A 14,543-nucleotide genomic window follows, 5' to 3' on the forward strand; every position below is an offset into this window, starting at 1 on the left:
AGCGCTGAAGCTAATGCAAGCAAAGCGAACCAGTATAGACAACACAGGAGGCATTGCATGGAAACCCTGCAGCAAATCCGTTATGAACATCTGATTGCACAGAGTGGCTCCCTGCTGGGGCTGTTCGATGTGGGCCAGCTGAAACAACTAGGCAGGATTGAAGCCTCGTTACCACCCCGTGACTTTTCCTTGCTCTACCCTTTCAGTTTTGCAGATCTGCACCTCTATGACTATCCACTTCTGGCACACAAATTTGCATCGCTGAGTGAAATCGAACAATGTCGAGTACTCGATGTTGCATTGGAACTGGCAACTGAGCATGAGGGAAAAGCCTTGGTAGCGGTATCATATCAGAGTGGGAACGCCATCCTGCTTGCCCTGGGAACACAATCGGACAGGCTTACTGAGCTTTCCATCAAGTACCTGGAAAGCCCGTTGCTGCAGGCAATGGTCGATTCAGCGTTTGAGCCGGATTTGTACAGACTCCTTAGGCAAGCAAAAGTGGCTTTGGAAAGCGGGGTGAGAGAATCGTTGGAACTGGGGTTGTTTGAAGTAGCATGCAGTGAAGAGTTTTTCATCGAGAAGGTACTCAGCTTCCCCCTGTCGGCAGCGTTCGCACTGGATTGGGGCCCGGACAAGGACAGTTTCAAACGAATGAAACCTACCTACCTTCACGAAGCGACTGTTTGCTCACTTCGATAAAGCCGTTGAATAGGGCCGAGAAGGTTCCATTTTGGCTGGGAAGGGAGAGGTTTTGTGATTTTGTATTGATGAACATCACCGGGGCGTACATGACCAAGGCTTCTTCCGACCGGGCATACTTGAGCACCTCAAGGCCAACATCGTCGCTGAGTTGGGGAATATGCGGGTACATAGCGGCCTCTACCACGACCCACCACAAGCACTCCCCTTTTTTGAAGGCCTTCAGCTGAGGGAAGCGGGTCGGGCTTCCACTCTGAAAAAGGATTTTGTACTCTTGCTGCGCCAACGTCCGCTCGATATGGGCAACACCCATCGAGTGAAGCTCATTCGGACTCAGCAACCGATAGGAAGCAGCCGTTCGGGCTGCTTGGATACCTGGATACCTGAACAGCTCTCTCATACCCTATTGTACCACGGATGTCCAGCTTCTCAAGCCTCGTCGAACAGCCAGGTCGAAAGATACCGCTCTCCACTGTCGGGGAGCAATACCACGATAGTCTTGCCCGCCCATTCGTCTTTCTGTGCATAGGAAAGTGCAGCACTTAAGGCGGCACCGCTGGATATACCAACAAGCAGGCCGTCCAGCTTGGCAGCCTGTCTGGCAGCATCCCCGGCTTTTGCATCCTCTACCGTGCAAATCTCATCGATGACCGAGCGATCGAGGGTATTGGGAACAAACCCTGCACCGATTCCCTGGATTTTATGCGGTCCGCCATACCCTTCACTGAGCACGGGACTGGTTGCAGGCTCGACAGCCACAATCTTGACCGACGGATTCTTCTCCTTAAGGTAGCGACCCACTCCCGTTATGGTTCCACCGGTACCAACCCCCGCAATAAAGAGATCAACATTCTCACCGCTGTCCGCCCATATTTCCGGACCGGTTGTCGCATAATGGACACTTGGATTGTCTGGATTCTCGAATTGGGAGGGAATGAACGAGTGTTTCGTATGGCGGGCAATTTCTTCTGCCTTGGCAATGGCACCCTTCATTCCAAGCGAGCCATCGGTAAGAACAAGTTCCGCACCCAAAGCAGAGAGCAACTTCCGTCTTTCAATGCTCATGGTCTCGGGCATGGTGATGATAAGGCGGTAGCCCTTCACTGCGGCAATATAGGCAAGCCCTACACCGGTGTTTCCGCTGGTAGGTTCGATGATGACCGAACCGCTGGTAAGCAGACCACGTTTTTCCGCCCCTTCGATCATCGCCAAGGCGATACGATCCTTCACGCTGGAAAGCGGATTGAAACTCTCCACCTTCACCAAAATGGTTGCTTTGGTAGTATTGAGCCGATTGAGACGGATCAAAGGGGTATTGCCAATTTTCTCCGTGATGTTCTGATATATGTGTGTACTCATGGTTCGGGGCCTCCTACGGCTGGTTTTTATATCCTAGTATTGTTGTAGATATAATAGTAATTTCAGGAGGCGTTTTCGTCAAGCCCCCGCCCCTAGATGACGTAGGTGAACCACGCAGCCTTGGTTACATCGGCCAACGTCAATCCCTCAAAGACTTTCTTCACCTCTTGGTCGAGCTTCTGATAGACATGCAATCTGATGACACGCTCGATGGCATTCTCCTCGCCTTGCACGGGCTCCTCAAAACAGATGTTGCCCTCCAAGAGATCAAGCACATCGTAAATCATCATGGATGCAGGACTGCGTTCAAGCAGATACCCACCACCCGATCCTTTGACCGAAGTCAAAAAGCCACCCCGGGTAAGCAGCAAAGCCACTTGCTGAAGGTATTTCTCACTGAGGTCCTGCCGCTTGGCCACGACCGTGAGAGCGATGGGTCCCTCATTGGAATGCTCGGCGATGTCAACGAGCAGTCTCAGACCGTACCGACCTCGTGTTGAAATTTTCATATGCCACCCCCCGCTTCACTCTCCACCAAATGAGAGGCGAGTTCATCAATGGTGACTTGGCTGGTAAAATCCACAACGGTGCTTTGCAACATGGTCCAAATCTGATGCGTCTTGCAGGCATCGGTCCTGGGGCAGTTTCGGCAGGGAACCGGCTCGAAATCACCCTCACTGGCAGAAAGCACCTCAGCGCAGGTGATGCCGCTCTTCGCAAGGCGATAGCCACCCTGTACACCGCGCTCTGCTTGCACAAGACCGGCACGGCGAAGAGGAATCATCAGTTGCTCAAGATATCCACTGCTGATACCGGTGGCCTCGCTGATACTACGTATACTGCAGTTTTCCCTACACGTGGCTAAATACACCATGGTCTGAAGGGAGTACCTACCTTTTGTCGATAATTTCATATCTAGAAGGTATCAGTACCATAGATGCACGTCAAGCTCTCTGGAAGGCTATCAATGTTTCTCTAAAGCAAATCTTGTGATACAATCAGCACCTGATAGGGGTTGCCACTGCAACAGCCTTCCTTACTCCATTTCAAATTGCAAGGATTCCTTATGAATTTACTTCTTCTTGTTCTACTGCATGTGGTGGGAGCCGTTGGTGGTTTGTTGCTCAGAAAATTCCGACTTCCTGCTGGGGCCCTTGTGGGTGCCATGCTTGCAGTCATGCTGTTCAACAGTTTTTCCACCATGCTGCCAGCCTATCCCTATACCTTGCGAATCGTAGTACAGATTATTTCCGGACTGGTCATCGGAACCCGGTTTTCACGCTCCGATGTTCAATCACTGAAGACAATGGCAGTGCCGGTCATCGTCTTGGTCACCGTCCTTTTGGCAACAAACCTGGTTTTCGCCTTCATCATGGAAGACACAACAGTGCTGAGCTTCATGACTTCGTTCTTTGCCTGCGCCCCCGGTGGAGTCTCCGACCTCGCCTTGGTGGCAACCGACTTCGGAGCGGTGATGGAGCATGTTGCCCTCCTGCAGCTCTTTAGGCTCACCTTGGTAATCATCGTATTCCCCCCGATGATCAGATCCATGCTTAAAATCAAGCATCCACCTTTTGATAGTGAACAAAAGGTAAATCAGGGCACACAGAAACGTACAAAAACCTTGCTGCACTATATCCTGACGTTTGCCTGCGCCTTGGGCGGGGGGTTGCTTCTGTATGTGCTCAACGTTCCGGCAGGAGCAATTCTCGGTTCCATCATAGCAGTCGCCATCCTGAATATCGTCGGCCAAAATGCTTGCTATCCGAGCAAAGTCAAAGTACTGGTACAGATTTTTGCCGGCACGTACATCGGCAGTAAAATTACCGCCCAAACCTTTATGGAAGTGGATATTCTGATCGTCCCTGCCCTCATTCTTACTGTCGAACTGTTTGTCATGGCCTTTTTGAGCGCTTTCATCCTACATAAGGTGTGCAAGATGGATTGGGCCACCGCGCTTTTCTCCTCCACCCCCGGAGGCATCCAGGAGATGGGGTTGATCAGTGATGAGCTGGGATTGGAAACCCCCAAAATCGTCCTGATGCATACGTTCCGCATTTTGGCCGTTTTGGGGGTACTTCCCGTACTCGCCGGGATGTTTGGTTGAAACTACGCCGGATTGTAGAGATTCGAGGTCGGAAACCTAGGTTCACTGGTCACATTCAAAGCCAATTTCCTCAAACCCGATGAGTCACCGGAGGAAGGGATATGGGTCATGTGGACTTCGCACCCGTTCAGGGAGGGAAGAACAGCCGAGGCTTTTTTTGCATCCTCGCTGATTGCACAACTCATGGCCAAGCAAATGAGCACCTCATCGAGATTCAGGCTCACCCCCCTACCTTTCAGTACATCGCGTTTCATCGCTGTAACCGATTGCACAATGGCCGGCGGTATGAGGTCAACTTCATGATCGATGTTTGCAAGCATTTTCACTGCATTAAGAATCAGAGCCGAGGATGCATGCAAAAAAGGTGAGTTGCACCCTGTCACTATCCGTCCATCAGGCAGTTCGATTGCGGCGGCACACACAATCCCATTGAGCCCCTTGCCCCGGGAAATTCCAGATTCCAAGGCATTTTGTGCGGCAGGAACCACCATGCGATCGGTGATGGAAAGCTTGGCGCCTTCCATGATCGAGCGGCTGCGCTCCACAGTCTCCTTGCTTCCAATGCCCTGTACATATTCACAGGCTGCACGATAGTAGCGGCGGATGATCTCCTGCTGACCGGCCTTGCGGACCACTGCGTCATTGATGATGCCGAACCCGCAACGATTCACCCCCATGTCGGTAGGGCTCTTGTACACACAATCGGTTCCGGTAATCTTGCTGAGTATCCTGTTCAACAGCGGATAGGCTTCCAAGTCGCGCGAATAATTTACCGTAATGGTTGAATACGCACTCGCATGAAAATGATCGATGAGATTCTTGTCTCCCAAATCAGCAGTCGCGCTCTCATACGCGATGTTGACAGGATGGTCGATCGGCAGGTTCCAGATGGGAAAGGTCTCAAACTTTGAGTATCCGCTGTGCCTTCCATCCTTGTAGTCATGATACATCTGAGAAAGACAGGTCCCCAGCTTGCCGGAACCAGGACCGGGCCCGGTTACAATAACCACCGGACGATCAGTCTCGATGTAGGGATTGGCCCCATAGCCCTCGTCGCTTACAATCAAATCCACATCGTTTGGGTATCCACGGGTGGCTTTATGGGTATACACAGTAATTCCGCGCTGTTCGAGGATATTCTTGAAATGCACCGCCCCTGGTTCCTCATCAAAGCGGGTGATGACCACCCGGGTGACTGTCAGACCCCATTTGGAAAAATCGTCGATCATCTTAAAGACATCGGTGTCGTAGGTGATACCGAAATCACTGCGCATCTTGCGTCGCTCGATATCGCCGCTGTGAATGCAGATAATGACATCGATCTGGTCTTTCAGAGACTGGAAAACCCGCATTTTCACATTCGGATCAAAACCCGGGAGCACCCGGGCTGCATGATAATCGAAGAGCAACTTTCCCCCGCACTCGAGATACAACTTTCCGTCACTCTGCTTCACCCGTTCGAGGATGAAATGTCTCTGCTCGGAAAGGTACTTCTCGTTATCAAACCCAATCTCCATACTTTGTACCCCTAAAATTTAATTTGCTCTGCAATTGAATCTGCAGTCTTTGTATCAAACAATGCCGCGATGATGGCCAAGGAAAATTGAACGGCACTTCCTGCAGCCTGGGCTGTAATAAGCCTTCCATCGGTGATCACCCGCTCATTCTCCAGCACCAGCCCGGGACAGTGCTCCTCAGTAGACGGATAGCCGGTTACACGCTTGCCGTCAAGCAAGCCTGTCTTTCCCAATACTACCGCCGGAGCGGCACAAATGGCGGCTACAAAGCCTTTTTGTGCAGTTTTTATCACCGCCTCAAGAACAGTGAAAGAGGAAGCAAGGTTCAAAGACCCTTTCCCACCGCCTGGCAGCACCACGCAGTCGTACGAATCATCCATGCACTCACTCAGGTGTCGGTCACACCCCACGACCAAACCATGGGAGCCCTTGACCAACAAATCATCAAGACCGGCAACGGTGACCTTGGCCCCGCTACGCCTGAGCAAATCAATCGGGGTGACCGCTTCCACTTCCTCAAAGCCCTCTGCAAGAATCACCAATACTGAAGGAACCATACTACCTCCTGTGCTATAGCGGTTGGACGCTACCGCCTTCCAGTCGAGCCTTACGAAGCAATTCGCAAGCATGCAATACTATTCGCTGAGTTTCATCCCATCCGATGCAGGCGTCGGTTACAGACACCCCATACTTGAGGTTTGACAAGTCGGAAGGAATTTTCTGGCAACCGGGTAAAAGATTGCTCTCCAGCATGAAACCACGAATGGATTTCTCTCCCCAGCAGACCTGATCGATAATCGAACGCAACACCCGCTTTTGTCGTTCATAGTTCTTACGGGAGTTGGAGTGGCTGCAATCGACGATGATCGCCGGTACAAGACCTTCCTTTTCCAAAAGAATGCGGGCACTCTCAACATCGTCCTCATAGTAATTCGGACTCTGGTCCCCCCCGCGAAGAATGAGATGGCAGCAATCGTTTCCCGTAGTACGGAAGATTGCACTGGCTCCCTTGCCGTCCATACCGATGAAAGAAGCCGGTTGGTAGGCACTCTTGATCGCATTCACCGCACTGACCAAATCTCCGCTTGTACTGTTCTTAAAGCCTACCGCCACGCTCAATCCACTGGCAAGGTTACGATGTATCTGGCTTTCGGTGGTCCTCGCCCCGATACTCGACCAGCTCATCAATTCATCGATGTACTGGGGAATGATGGGATCGAGCACCTCACAACCGACGGGAAGGCCGAGTTTGACAATCTCAAGCAACAAGGACCTGGCAAGTGCGATTCCCCCGCCGATATCGTAGCTCCCATCCATTTTTGGATCCAGAATGAGGCCTTTCCAGCCTGCCACCGTCCGAGGTTTCTCGAAATAGGTACGCATGACCACAAACATCTCATCCTCGATCTCAGATGAAAGAACCTTGAGCTTTTTCGCATAATCGATTGCTGCAACAGGGTCATGCAGAGAACAGGGACCTACGATTGCCAACAATCGCCGGTCCCTTCCTTGGATAATATCATTCACGGTCTGCCGTGTCTGGTGAATGGATTCGCTGGTTGCCTCATCCACCGGAAACTGTGTGTACAGTTCATCCGGTGTGGCCAGAGCCTCCACCTTTCGAATCCTGATGTCTACGTTTGCCATGGTTTTTCCTTTTGAAAGATATACCATACCAACGGCTCAAGACTCAAGTCTGTGGTTTCTCCTTTGACCCATCATCTTTGATTCTGGAATAGAGGAATCGCTTGATTTTCTGGGTTGGCGTACGCTGGAACGGTTCTTCCTGCAACTCAACGGCGCTGATCCTACTGAAGGCACTGAGCTCCTTGTTCACATCCTCACGCAGCTTTGCCACATACTTGAGAGCCTCGGTTTTGGCATCGTTGACATTGATTGCCATTTTTTGGGCGAACATGTCAAAGTCAATCTTAACCAGGGCGATCAGGCCTCCGTTCTCAGGAACCACCAAGGATTCGGTGACATAACTCTGATTATTGATGACTGCCTCGATCAGCTCCGGATAAATATTCTCACCGCCGCTGCCCAGGATCATGGTCTTGGTCCTACCCTTGATGGACAGCCTTCCATGCTTGTCCAAGTGTCCCAAGTCTCCGGTCCTGAAGTACCCATCGCTGGTAAAGACCTCTGCGTTGAGTGCATCATTATCGTAGTAGCCCTGCATGACATTGGGTCCCTTGACCAGAATTTCGCCCACCCCGGTTGCGGGATCGGGATTTTCAAGCTTGACTTCCACGTGCTCCACCAATTTTCCAATGGCACCCACATAGTGCTTCTTCGGTTGGCCTCCGGCAATCAGGGGAGCTGTTTCAGTCAAACCGTAGCCGATGGCATACGGGAACTTTGCATCGCTGAGAAATTGTTCCACCTCACGGTCCAGCGGAGCTCCGCCGATACCGAAGAACTTCAGTCTTCCACCGAAGGTCATCTTGAGCTTGCGGCCGATGACGCGGCAGATGAAACGCCTGACAACGGCATGCTTAAGCCATTTCTGCAGATTCTTGTTGTCCCTGAGCACAGGAACGACCGAACTGCGGTACACCTTCTCCATGAGCAGGGGAACAGTCATTACAATTCTGGGTCTGACTTCCTTGAGGGCGGGAAGCAGGATGGAGGGGGCAGGAGCCTTGCCAAGATAGACGATCTCACAGCCTCGCATCAGTTCCAGAATCTGACCGGTAGTGAACTCATATACATGGCTGATCGGAAGAATGGAAAGGACTTTGTCACCGGGCTTGAGGTTGACATAGACATCGGTGGAGATGTCCGCATTCCAAACTAAATTCTTGTGGGTGAGCATGACTCCCTTGCTGTTTCCCGTAGTCCCGCTGGTATAGATCAAGGATGCAAGATCCTCTTCCCTGGCAAGCGAGGAGAGCCTGAGCTCTTCCGCCTTCTTGTCCAGCTTGCGCCTGCGGATATCGCGACCGGGAGCCGCCGCAAACTGTTGGCGGTCGGTCAGTTGGCTGCTGATGGGATCGGGGATGTGGAAGAGGTCTTCCATTCGAACTAAAAGGGAGGGATTATCCTTCACAAACGGAATTACCTTCTCAAAGTTCTTTGCATTGACAACAATGCCTTTCGCCTTGGAGTGCGCCAGAATCTGGCAGGCTTCCTTCGCGGAGAAATCGGGGAGAACGGGCACTGCCGTACATCCGATGCTGGTTATGCCGAAGTAGGCAATAAGCCAGGTGGGACAGCTTTCGCCCATGATGGCGATACGATCGCCTCGAACATATCCATGCTCCAAAAGAAAGACACCGATGGCATCTTTCATGGTTTTCAGCTGGGCATAGGTTACCTCGCCCTCATCCTCACCATAGGTACGCAGGGCAATGTGCTTGGCATTCCTGCTAACGGTACACTCAACCACCGATTCCATCGTGTAGCTGGTGACTGCCTTCATCGTCAGGCCGTCCTCGCGCTTGAGCTTACGAATCTTGCGATACGACCATACTTGACGTTTTTCCTTGTTTTTCTTGCTTTTCTTCATAGCGCCTCCCGTTGTGGACCATACCATTGGTTCTTATGGCACACCGTAAATGGTGTTTGGATACACCGGTGTGCTGCTTTCTCCAAGAGGGCGGGATCATTGTTCACATCTGATAAATGAATGAAATAGATATGCTCGCCGGCGAAACCACTTTCTTGTAAAAAAGATAGGGCTTGCTCGTTTGAAAGATGGCCATACGAACCATCGATACGTCGTTTCAGGTAAAGGGGATACGGACCGTTTTGCAACATCTGCTTGTCATAGTTTGCTTCCAAAAAGAGAATTTTGGCATCCTTGGCAAGCATCTTGTGCTCTTCTGTGGTAAGACCGGTATCGGTGAGTACCATCAGACTTTGATCCTCATAGGTGACAAACCACCCTACCGATCCTGCACTATCATGACTGGTAGCAAAACAAAACAGGCAAAAGGGACCTATCGTAATCATCTCGAACGGAGCAACAGGGGTAACCTGGTTTTCAGGAATGCAAAGCTTTTCAAACAATTGCTTTTGTTCGCCTATCGACCGTGTGCTGATGAGAGTTTGCACGCCTTGTTTTCGACACAGGGTGCCTACCCCTTTGGCATGGTCGGGATGCAGATGGGTGACAGCTACCGCTTTCACCGTATCCAGGTCTATACCAAAACGATCGAGGCGCCGTCTCAACTCAACAACACTGTAGCCTTGGTCGATGAGAATGGAGGTACAGCCATCGGAAAACACATAACTGTTTCCACTGGAACCGCTGCCAAGCACGGCATATTGCAACATTACTGTGCTCCCCACTCAGTCAAAACCTGCAGATCAAATCCTACATGTACTCGACCTTTGGACCGAAGGATAGGGGTTTTCAACAGTTGGGGATGCTCCACCAATTCCTGTTCAGCATCGAATTCTCGATACGAATACCCTTCCTTGCTATAGTAAGCGCTCTCACTGTCAACCAGTGAGAGCGGAGTATGGGTAGAAAAAAGCGACTTCCATTCACCGGCGGAGAGTTCGCGTTCTGCCAAGTCTACAAATTGGAACGTAATGGTACGCTCCTTGCAGGCACGTATGGCCTTCGCTGTCTCTTTACACTTCTTAGTGCCGATGATCTGAATCATTGCATCCCCTGAATTCCATTGTATACTCTTATAGTATAGAAGACAGGAGAAAAAAGCAATAAAGCTGACAGCAAGGCCATGGGTGTCAATTAACTGACAAATAGCTCCTGAATCTCATTTTGATAGAGCCGTTGGATCTCAAAACGCTTGAGTTCCTGCTTGGCGCTGAGCTCCTTGCCTACCTCGAAACTCTTTGCCAACAGCTTGAACTTCACAATATGCTCAAAACTCTTGAAACCTTGTTTGCTGCTGACAATCTCGCCTACTGTCTTCTCAATGAGCTCTTTCACCTCTTTCATGGAAGAAAGCTTGTCGACAAGGTAAGGAATCTGCTTCTCGGTGAGGTATTCCTCAATGCGTTTCTTATTCAGTACGATCAAAGCACCCAGATACTTCTGGTCCTGGCCGAGCACCACGGCACTTTCGATGAACTCGCTCTCGCACAACTTGGCTTCGATGGGAACCGGCTCAAGATTCTCACCACCACTGAGCACGATGGTATCCTTGGCCCGACCACGGATGGCAAACTCGCCTTTATGCGTCCACATGCCAAGGTCTCCTGTATCCAGCCAACCATCCTTTGAAAGTACGCGGTCGGTAAGGTCCTGTCGCTTGTAGTAGCCCTTCATGACCTGGGGACCTCTGACCTGGATGACGCCCTTCTGTCCGGGCTTCACTTCAATGCCCGTCTCATCAACGATCCGAACCTCAGTGCCTTCCAATGCAGTAATGGTACGCTTCACCCCATGGGACAACGGACGCACAGCGACGACCGGAGCGCTTTCAGTGAGACCGTACCCGTCAAGCAGCTTGATGCCGATCGAGGCGAAGAAAAGGTCGACGCCTTCACTGAGGGAACCACCGCCGCTGACTCCGGCAATGAAATTCTTTCCAAGCTTATGCTTCACCTTCGAGAACACAAGCTTGTTTCCAAGTTTATACAGGGGGTACAACAAGACCGTGGGCAGGAAAGAGACCAATACGTCCAAAACCCTGTTGCGTTTTTGGAAGGTTGCTACTTCTCCCAAAAGCAAATCCTTGTTATGGCTGTAGAGCCGGGCAATTTGCACAAAGAAGGCAAACAGGCCTTTTGCAATCGGACTCTTATTCTTCATACTGGCAAAGACACCAGCTTTCACCGCCTCCCAAATTCTGGGGACCGAGCCCATCCAGTGGGGATTTACCACAGCAAGGTCGGCAAGGAGAATCGAACCAAGCGGCTTGGAATAGGCAATGGTGGAAGCATTGCTGATGATGACATACTGTAAAATCCGTTCAAAAGAGTGCCAGACGGGCAATACGCTGAGCCATCTCTGGGCGGGAGCGAATTTCTGGATCAGCTTGGGAACCGCTTCCAGCTGGTAGGCAAAGTTCTTATGGGTAAGCATAACACCCTTGGGGTCGCCGGTAGTACCGCTGGTGAAGATAATGGTGGCAACTTCATCGATGGTACCCTTCTTGCGTTCATTCTCGATATAACGAGCAACGTTTCGATCATCCAGAAGGGTGCGTCCTTCCTTGACCAGGTCGCGATAGAACAGAATCTGGACATCTTCAGGTTTCGCTACCTCTGCAGCCATTTGCATATCGAATTCCTGGTCCATGACTATCAGGTGCTTGAGCAGGGGAAGCTTGTCCAGCAGATTCACTAGCTTTCTCAGCTGTACAGCATTCTCCACAAAGCAGAAACGAGCTTCGGTGACACCGAGAATAAAGCTGATCTCGTACGGCATTGCGTCGCGGCCGCGGGGGACATCGGCGGCTCCAAGACTGAGAATGGCCAAATCACCGGCAAGCCACTCGCTTCGGTTGTCGCTGATCAAACCAACGAGATCGCCGCGCTTTACTCCGCGCTTGGAGAGGGAGGCGGCAAGACTATTTACCTCGCTGGATAGTTCCAAATAGGATGTTGAAGAAAAAACTCCATTCTTATCCTTACTCATCTGCACTGCATAGGCAGGATATTGTGCTACTATTTGCTCAAATGTTTGAGGAATGGTCTTATACATACGAGGCCTCCCTGTAGGAATATATCTATTATATATACACATTATCATAATTTGTCAATCTGTCAAAATAGAGCATAACTCGTTTTTCCTTCTTATCTTATAAAACATCTTGATCAAGCATCGAAACAGCAAACTGGGACCAGCATTTCCTCCCCTCCCAAACTGTGAGGATTATTGACTCTTTAGCGGCAAAGGAATCATAATGGCTCAATACGAGAAGGAGTTTTGATCCATGAAAGAACGAATTTCAGCATTGCTCAAGAGAACACCATCCACAGAGATCGTCACCGCCGAAGGTTGGGTTAGAACCAAGCGTGACAGCAAGAATGTATGCTTCCTTGAGGTAAATGACGGATCATGCCTGAAGGGACTGCAAGTGGTCATCGACAAGGATACACTTGCCGACCAAAATATCCTTTCTGCCATTACCACCGGATGTTCGGTAATCTGCAAAGGCCCCATCGTAGAGAGTGCCGGCGGCGACCAAGCCGTGGAAATGGCCTCAAGCGACATCACCTTGGTTGGTGAATGCCCGGTTGATACCTATCCTTTGCAGAAAAAGCGACATACCATTGAATATTTGCGCGAAATTTCCCATCTCAGGGCAAGAACCAATATGTTCGGAGCAGTGGCGAGAGTGCGCAACACTCTCAGCTATGCGGTGCATCAGTTCTTCCAGGAACGAGGATTCGCCTATGTAAATACGCCCATCATCAGTGCCAGCGATGCAGAAGGGGCCGGTGAGCAATTTTTGGTAACCACCTTGGACTTGCATAACATCCCCAAGACCGAGGAAGGAAAAATCGACTATTCCAAGGACTTTTTCGGTCGTGAAGCTTTTTTGACGGTAAGTGGACAATTGGAAGGTGAAACCTACGCGATGGCACTGAAGAATATTTACACCTTCGGGCCGACCTTCCGTGCAGAGAATTCCAACACCAAACGTCATCTTGCCGAATTCTGGATGGTTGAACCTGAAATGGCTTTCTGTGAGCTCGACGGCAACATGGAAGTTGCAGAATCCTTTTTGAAGTACCTCTTCAAGACTGTTTTGGAGAAATGCCCTGAGGATATGGCCTTTTTCAGCAAGTTTGTGGAAGCCGGCATGGAGCAGACACTCCAGCACATCGTAGAGACTCCCTTCGCACACATGACCTACACCGAAGCGGTCAAGGAACTGGAAAGGCACAATGAGCTTTTTGAGTTCCCTGTAGCCTGGGGAAGTGACCTGCAGAGTGAACACGAAAAATTCTTGACTGAAGTGGTGTGCAAGCGCCCGGTCATCGTCACCGACTATCCCAAGGAGATCAAGGCCTTCTATATGAGGCTCAACGCCGACGAAAAGACGGTGCGGGGCATGGATGTCCTTGTTCCCCGCCTCGGCGAGATCATCGGAGGCAGTGAGCGTGAAGCAAACCTTGACACCCTGATCGCTCGCATGCAGCAACTCAAGCTCGACCCCAAGGACTATTGGTGGTACCTCGACCTCAGGCGCTTTGGCTCGGTTCCCCATGCAGGATTCGGACTTGGCTTTGAACGGGCGGTTCAGTACATCACCGGTATGGGCAACATCCGAGATGTCATTCCCTACCCCAGAGCTCCCAAGCTCGCTGATTTCTAGCATTCCGGCGGTGGTACATCCACCGCCTTTCATTTGTATCGCTAGCACACCTGCTTGAGCATGGCCCATACCACCAATTGGCTGGTGGTATGCACCCCGCTTTTCAAAAACATATGCTTCTTGTGGGCGACAACCGTAGAACGTTTAATGCCAAGAATCAGAGCAATCGACTGTATGTCCTGTCCGCTGATCATCAAGGCCAGCACCTGTTCTTCACGTCTGGTCAGTGCGACCACCTGTTCCTGTACACACTCTTTTTCCCGTACATCGGTACAGCAAAGCAGAGTCTGCTGCAGGGTTGAAACGGAGCACGAAAGACTTTGCGCCCTGCAATGTGCATCCTCCAGCAGGCTGCACATCCCCAAAAGCGAAGGCGGACAGAACAGCAGCAAGTATGGACAGCTCACCTGCTGCTTAAGGTGCAGGGCTGTAGGCAGGTCGCGTGCAAAACAGATTACCGGTGCGCGGTATTCCATGCATTCCTTTCCTTCGAGTTTCTTGCAATCGAGCTCAAGAAAGGATATCGGTGACAAGCGACAGAGCAGTTGCTCACGTTCCAATACGCTGTGATACAGAAGAACGGCTGTTCGTTTCATTACCCACTAAGAA

At 50.9% G+C, this 14,543-nt stretch carries 15 protein-coding genes; 3 read left to right on the forward strand and 12 right to left on the reverse strand.

Annotation, left to right across the window (positions count from 1 at the left end; all coding sequences use genetic code 11):
• Positions 1-57 precede the first annotated feature (57 nt).
• Positions 58-702, forward strand: coding sequence for a hypothetical protein (locus SPIBUDDY_RS08880; protein ID WP_013607417.1), 645 nt, complete (start codon positions 58-60; stop codon positions 700-702).
• Here the strand turns inward: SPIBUDDY_RS08880 and SPIBUDDY_RS08885 are convergent.
• The 4 genes from SPIBUDDY_RS08885 to SPIBUDDY_RS08900 form a co-directional block, all read right to left on the reverse strand.
• On the reverse strand, positions 662-1,102 hold the full coding sequence (locus SPIBUDDY_RS08885; RefSeq protein WP_013607418.1) for a hypothetical protein: 441 nt from the start codon (positions 1,100-1,102) through the stop codon (positions 662-664). The genes SPIBUDDY_RS08880 and SPIBUDDY_RS08885 overlap by 41 nt on opposite strands.
• Positions 1,103-1,131: 29 nt before the next feature.
• On the reverse strand, positions 1,132-2,061 hold the full coding sequence (cysK, locus tag SPIBUDDY_RS08890; RefSeq protein WP_013607419.1) for a cysteine synthase A: 930 nt from the start codon (positions 2,059-2,061) through the stop codon (positions 1,132-1,134).
• A 92-nt stretch (positions 2,062-2,153) separates the two neighbouring features.
• The gene (locus SPIBUDDY_RS08895) at positions 2,154-2,570 is read right to left on the reverse strand and encodes an RrF2 family transcriptional regulator (protein WP_013607420.1); all 417 of its coding nucleotides are present in this window, start codon (positions 2,568-2,570) and stop codon (positions 2,154-2,156) included.
• Complete coding sequence (locus SPIBUDDY_RS08900) at positions 2,567-2,974, reverse strand: RrF2 family transcriptional regulator (protein WP_013607421.1); 408 nt, start codon at positions 2,972-2,974, stop codon at positions 2,567-2,569. Before SPIBUDDY_RS08900 ends, SPIBUDDY_RS08895 begins: the two co-directional genes overlap by 4 nt.
• A gap of 153 nt (positions 2,975-3,127) precedes the next feature.
• On the opposite strand from SPIBUDDY_RS08900, the gene SPIBUDDY_RS08905 reads away from it, so the two are divergent.
• Positions 3,128-4,168, forward strand: a complete 1,041-nt coding sequence (locus SPIBUDDY_RS08905) for an AbrB family transcriptional regulator (protein WP_013607422.1) — start codon at positions 3,128-3,130, stop codon at positions 4,166-4,168.
• A 2-nt stretch (positions 4,169-4,170) separates the two neighbouring features.
• Here SPIBUDDY_RS08905 and SPIBUDDY_RS08910 read toward each other — a convergent pair whose 3' ends face one another.
• From SPIBUDDY_RS08910 to SPIBUDDY_RS08940, 7 genes are all read right to left on the reverse strand, one after another.
• Positions 4,171-5,685 (reverse strand): DUF1846 domain-containing protein, encoded by a 1,515-nt coding sequence (locus SPIBUDDY_RS08910; protein WP_013607423.1) that lies wholly within the window; start codon positions 5,683-5,685, stop codon positions 4,171-4,173.
• Between the two features lie 11 nt (positions 5,686-5,696).
• Positions 5,697-6,242, reverse strand: a complete 546-nt coding sequence (locus SPIBUDDY_RS08915) for a DJ-1 family glyoxalase III (protein ID WP_013607424.1) — start codon at positions 6,240-6,242, stop codon at positions 5,697-5,699.
• A 13-nt stretch (positions 6,243-6,255) separates the two neighbouring features.
• The gene (locus tag SPIBUDDY_RS08920; protein WP_013607425.1) at positions 6,256-7,332 is read right to left on the reverse strand and encodes a 3-deoxy-7-phosphoheptulonate synthase; all 1,077 of its coding nucleotides are present in this window, start codon (positions 7,330-7,332) and stop codon (positions 6,256-6,258) included.
• A 43-nt stretch (positions 7,333-7,375) separates the two neighbouring features.
• Entirely contained in the window at positions 7,376-9,199 is a 1,824-nt protein-coding gene (locus SPIBUDDY_RS08925; RefSeq protein WP_013607426.1) for an AMP-binding protein, read from the reverse strand.
• Positions 9,196-9,969 (reverse strand): MBL fold metallo-hydrolase, encoded by a 774-nt coding sequence (locus tag SPIBUDDY_RS08930; protein WP_013607427.1) that lies wholly within the window; start codon positions 9,967-9,969, stop codon positions 9,196-9,198. Before SPIBUDDY_RS08930 ends, SPIBUDDY_RS08925 begins: the two co-directional genes overlap by 4 nt.
• Entirely contained in the window at positions 9,969-10,304 is a 336-nt protein-coding gene (locus SPIBUDDY_RS08935) for an arsenate reductase family protein (RefSeq protein ID WP_013607428.1), read from the reverse strand. Before SPIBUDDY_RS08935 ends, SPIBUDDY_RS08930 begins: the two co-directional genes overlap by 1 nt.
• Positions 10,305-10,393: 89 nt before the next feature.
• Positions 10,394-12,313, reverse strand: coding sequence for an AMP-dependent synthetase/ligase (locus tag SPIBUDDY_RS08940; protein WP_013607429.1), 1,920 nt, complete (start codon positions 12,311-12,313; stop codon positions 10,394-10,396).
• 232 nt (positions 12,314-12,545) lie between these two features.
• Between SPIBUDDY_RS08940 and asnS the strand changes: the two genes are divergently transcribed.
• Positions 12,546-13,934, forward strand: coding sequence for an asparagine--tRNA ligase (gene asnS, locus SPIBUDDY_RS08945; RefSeq protein ID WP_013607430.1), 1,389 nt, complete (start codon positions 12,546-12,548; stop codon positions 13,932-13,934).
• 41 nt (positions 13,935-13,975) lie between these two features.
• Here asnS and SPIBUDDY_RS16330 read toward each other — a convergent pair whose 3' ends face one another.
• Positions 13,976-14,530, reverse strand: coding sequence for a helix-turn-helix transcriptional regulator (locus SPIBUDDY_RS16330; RefSeq protein WP_041380689.1), 555 nt, complete (start codon positions 14,528-14,530; stop codon positions 13,976-13,978).
• Positions 14,531-14,543: the final 13 nt, after the last annotated feature.

This window comes from Sphaerochaeta globosa str. Buddy (assembly GCF_000190435.1).
GTDB classification, from domain to species: Bacteria; Spirochaetota; Spirochaetia; order Sphaerochaetales; family Sphaerochaetaceae; genus Sphaerochaeta; species Sphaerochaeta globosa.

What these genes read in the sequence shown, in the direction of transcription:
- SPIBUDDY_RS08880 (WP_013607417.1), top strand. Translation starts at nt 58, where the DNA reads ATGGAAACCCTGCAGCAAATCCGTTATGAACATCTGATTGCACAGAGT.
- SPIBUDDY_RS08885 (WP_013607418.1), bottom strand. Translation starts at nt 1,102, where the DNA reads ATGAGAGAGCTGTTCAGGTATCCAGGTATCCAAGCAGCCCGAACGGCT.
- cysK (WP_013607419.1), bottom strand. Translation starts at nt 2,061, where the DNA reads ATGAGTACACACATATATCAGAACATCACGGAGAAAATTGGCAATACC.
- SPIBUDDY_RS08895 (WP_013607420.1), bottom strand. Translation starts at nt 2,570, where the DNA reads ATGAAAATTTCAACACGAGGTCGGTACGGTCTGAGACTGCTCGTTGAC.
- SPIBUDDY_RS08900 (WP_013607421.1), bottom strand. Translation starts at nt 2,974, where the DNA reads ATGAAATTATCGACAAAAGGTAGGTACTCCCTTCAGACCATGGTGTAT.
- SPIBUDDY_RS08905 (WP_013607422.1), top strand. Translation starts at nt 3,128, where the DNA reads ATGAATTTACTTCTTCTTGTTCTACTGCATGTGGTGGGAGCCGTTGGT.
- SPIBUDDY_RS08910 (WP_013607423.1), bottom strand. Translation starts at nt 5,685, where the DNA reads ATGGAGATTGGGTTTGATAACGAGAAGTACCTTTCCGAGCAGAGACAT.
- SPIBUDDY_RS08915 (WP_013607424.1), bottom strand. Translation starts at nt 6,242, where the DNA reads ATGGTTCCTTCAGTATTGGTGATTCTTGCAGAGGGCTTTGAGGAAGTG.
- SPIBUDDY_RS08920 (WP_013607425.1), bottom strand. Translation starts at nt 7,332, where the DNA reads ATGGCAAACGTAGACATCAGGATTCGAAAGGTGGAGGCTCTGGCCACA.
- SPIBUDDY_RS08925 (WP_013607426.1), bottom strand. Translation starts at nt 9,199, where the DNA reads ATGAAGAAAAGCAAGAAAAACAAGGAAAAACGTCAAGTATGGTCGTAT.
- SPIBUDDY_RS08930 (WP_013607427.1), bottom strand. Translation starts at nt 9,969, where the DNA reads ATGTTGCAATATGCCGTGCTTGGCAGCGGTTCCAGTGGAAACAGTTAT.
- SPIBUDDY_RS08935 (WP_013607428.1), bottom strand. Translation starts at nt 10,304, where the DNA reads ATGATTCAGATCATCGGCACTAAGAAGTGTAAAGAGACAGCGAAGGCC.
- SPIBUDDY_RS08940 (WP_013607429.1), bottom strand. Translation starts at nt 12,313, where the DNA reads ATGTATAAGACCATTCCTCAAACATTTGAGCAAATAGTAGCACAATAT.
- asnS (WP_013607430.1), top strand. Translation starts at nt 12,546, where the DNA reads ATGAAAGAACGAATTTCAGCATTGCTCAAGAGAACACCATCCACAGAG.
- SPIBUDDY_RS16330 (WP_041380689.1), bottom strand. Translation starts at nt 14,530, where the DNA reads ATGAAACGAACAGCCGTTCTTCTGTATCACAGCGTATTGGAACGTGAG.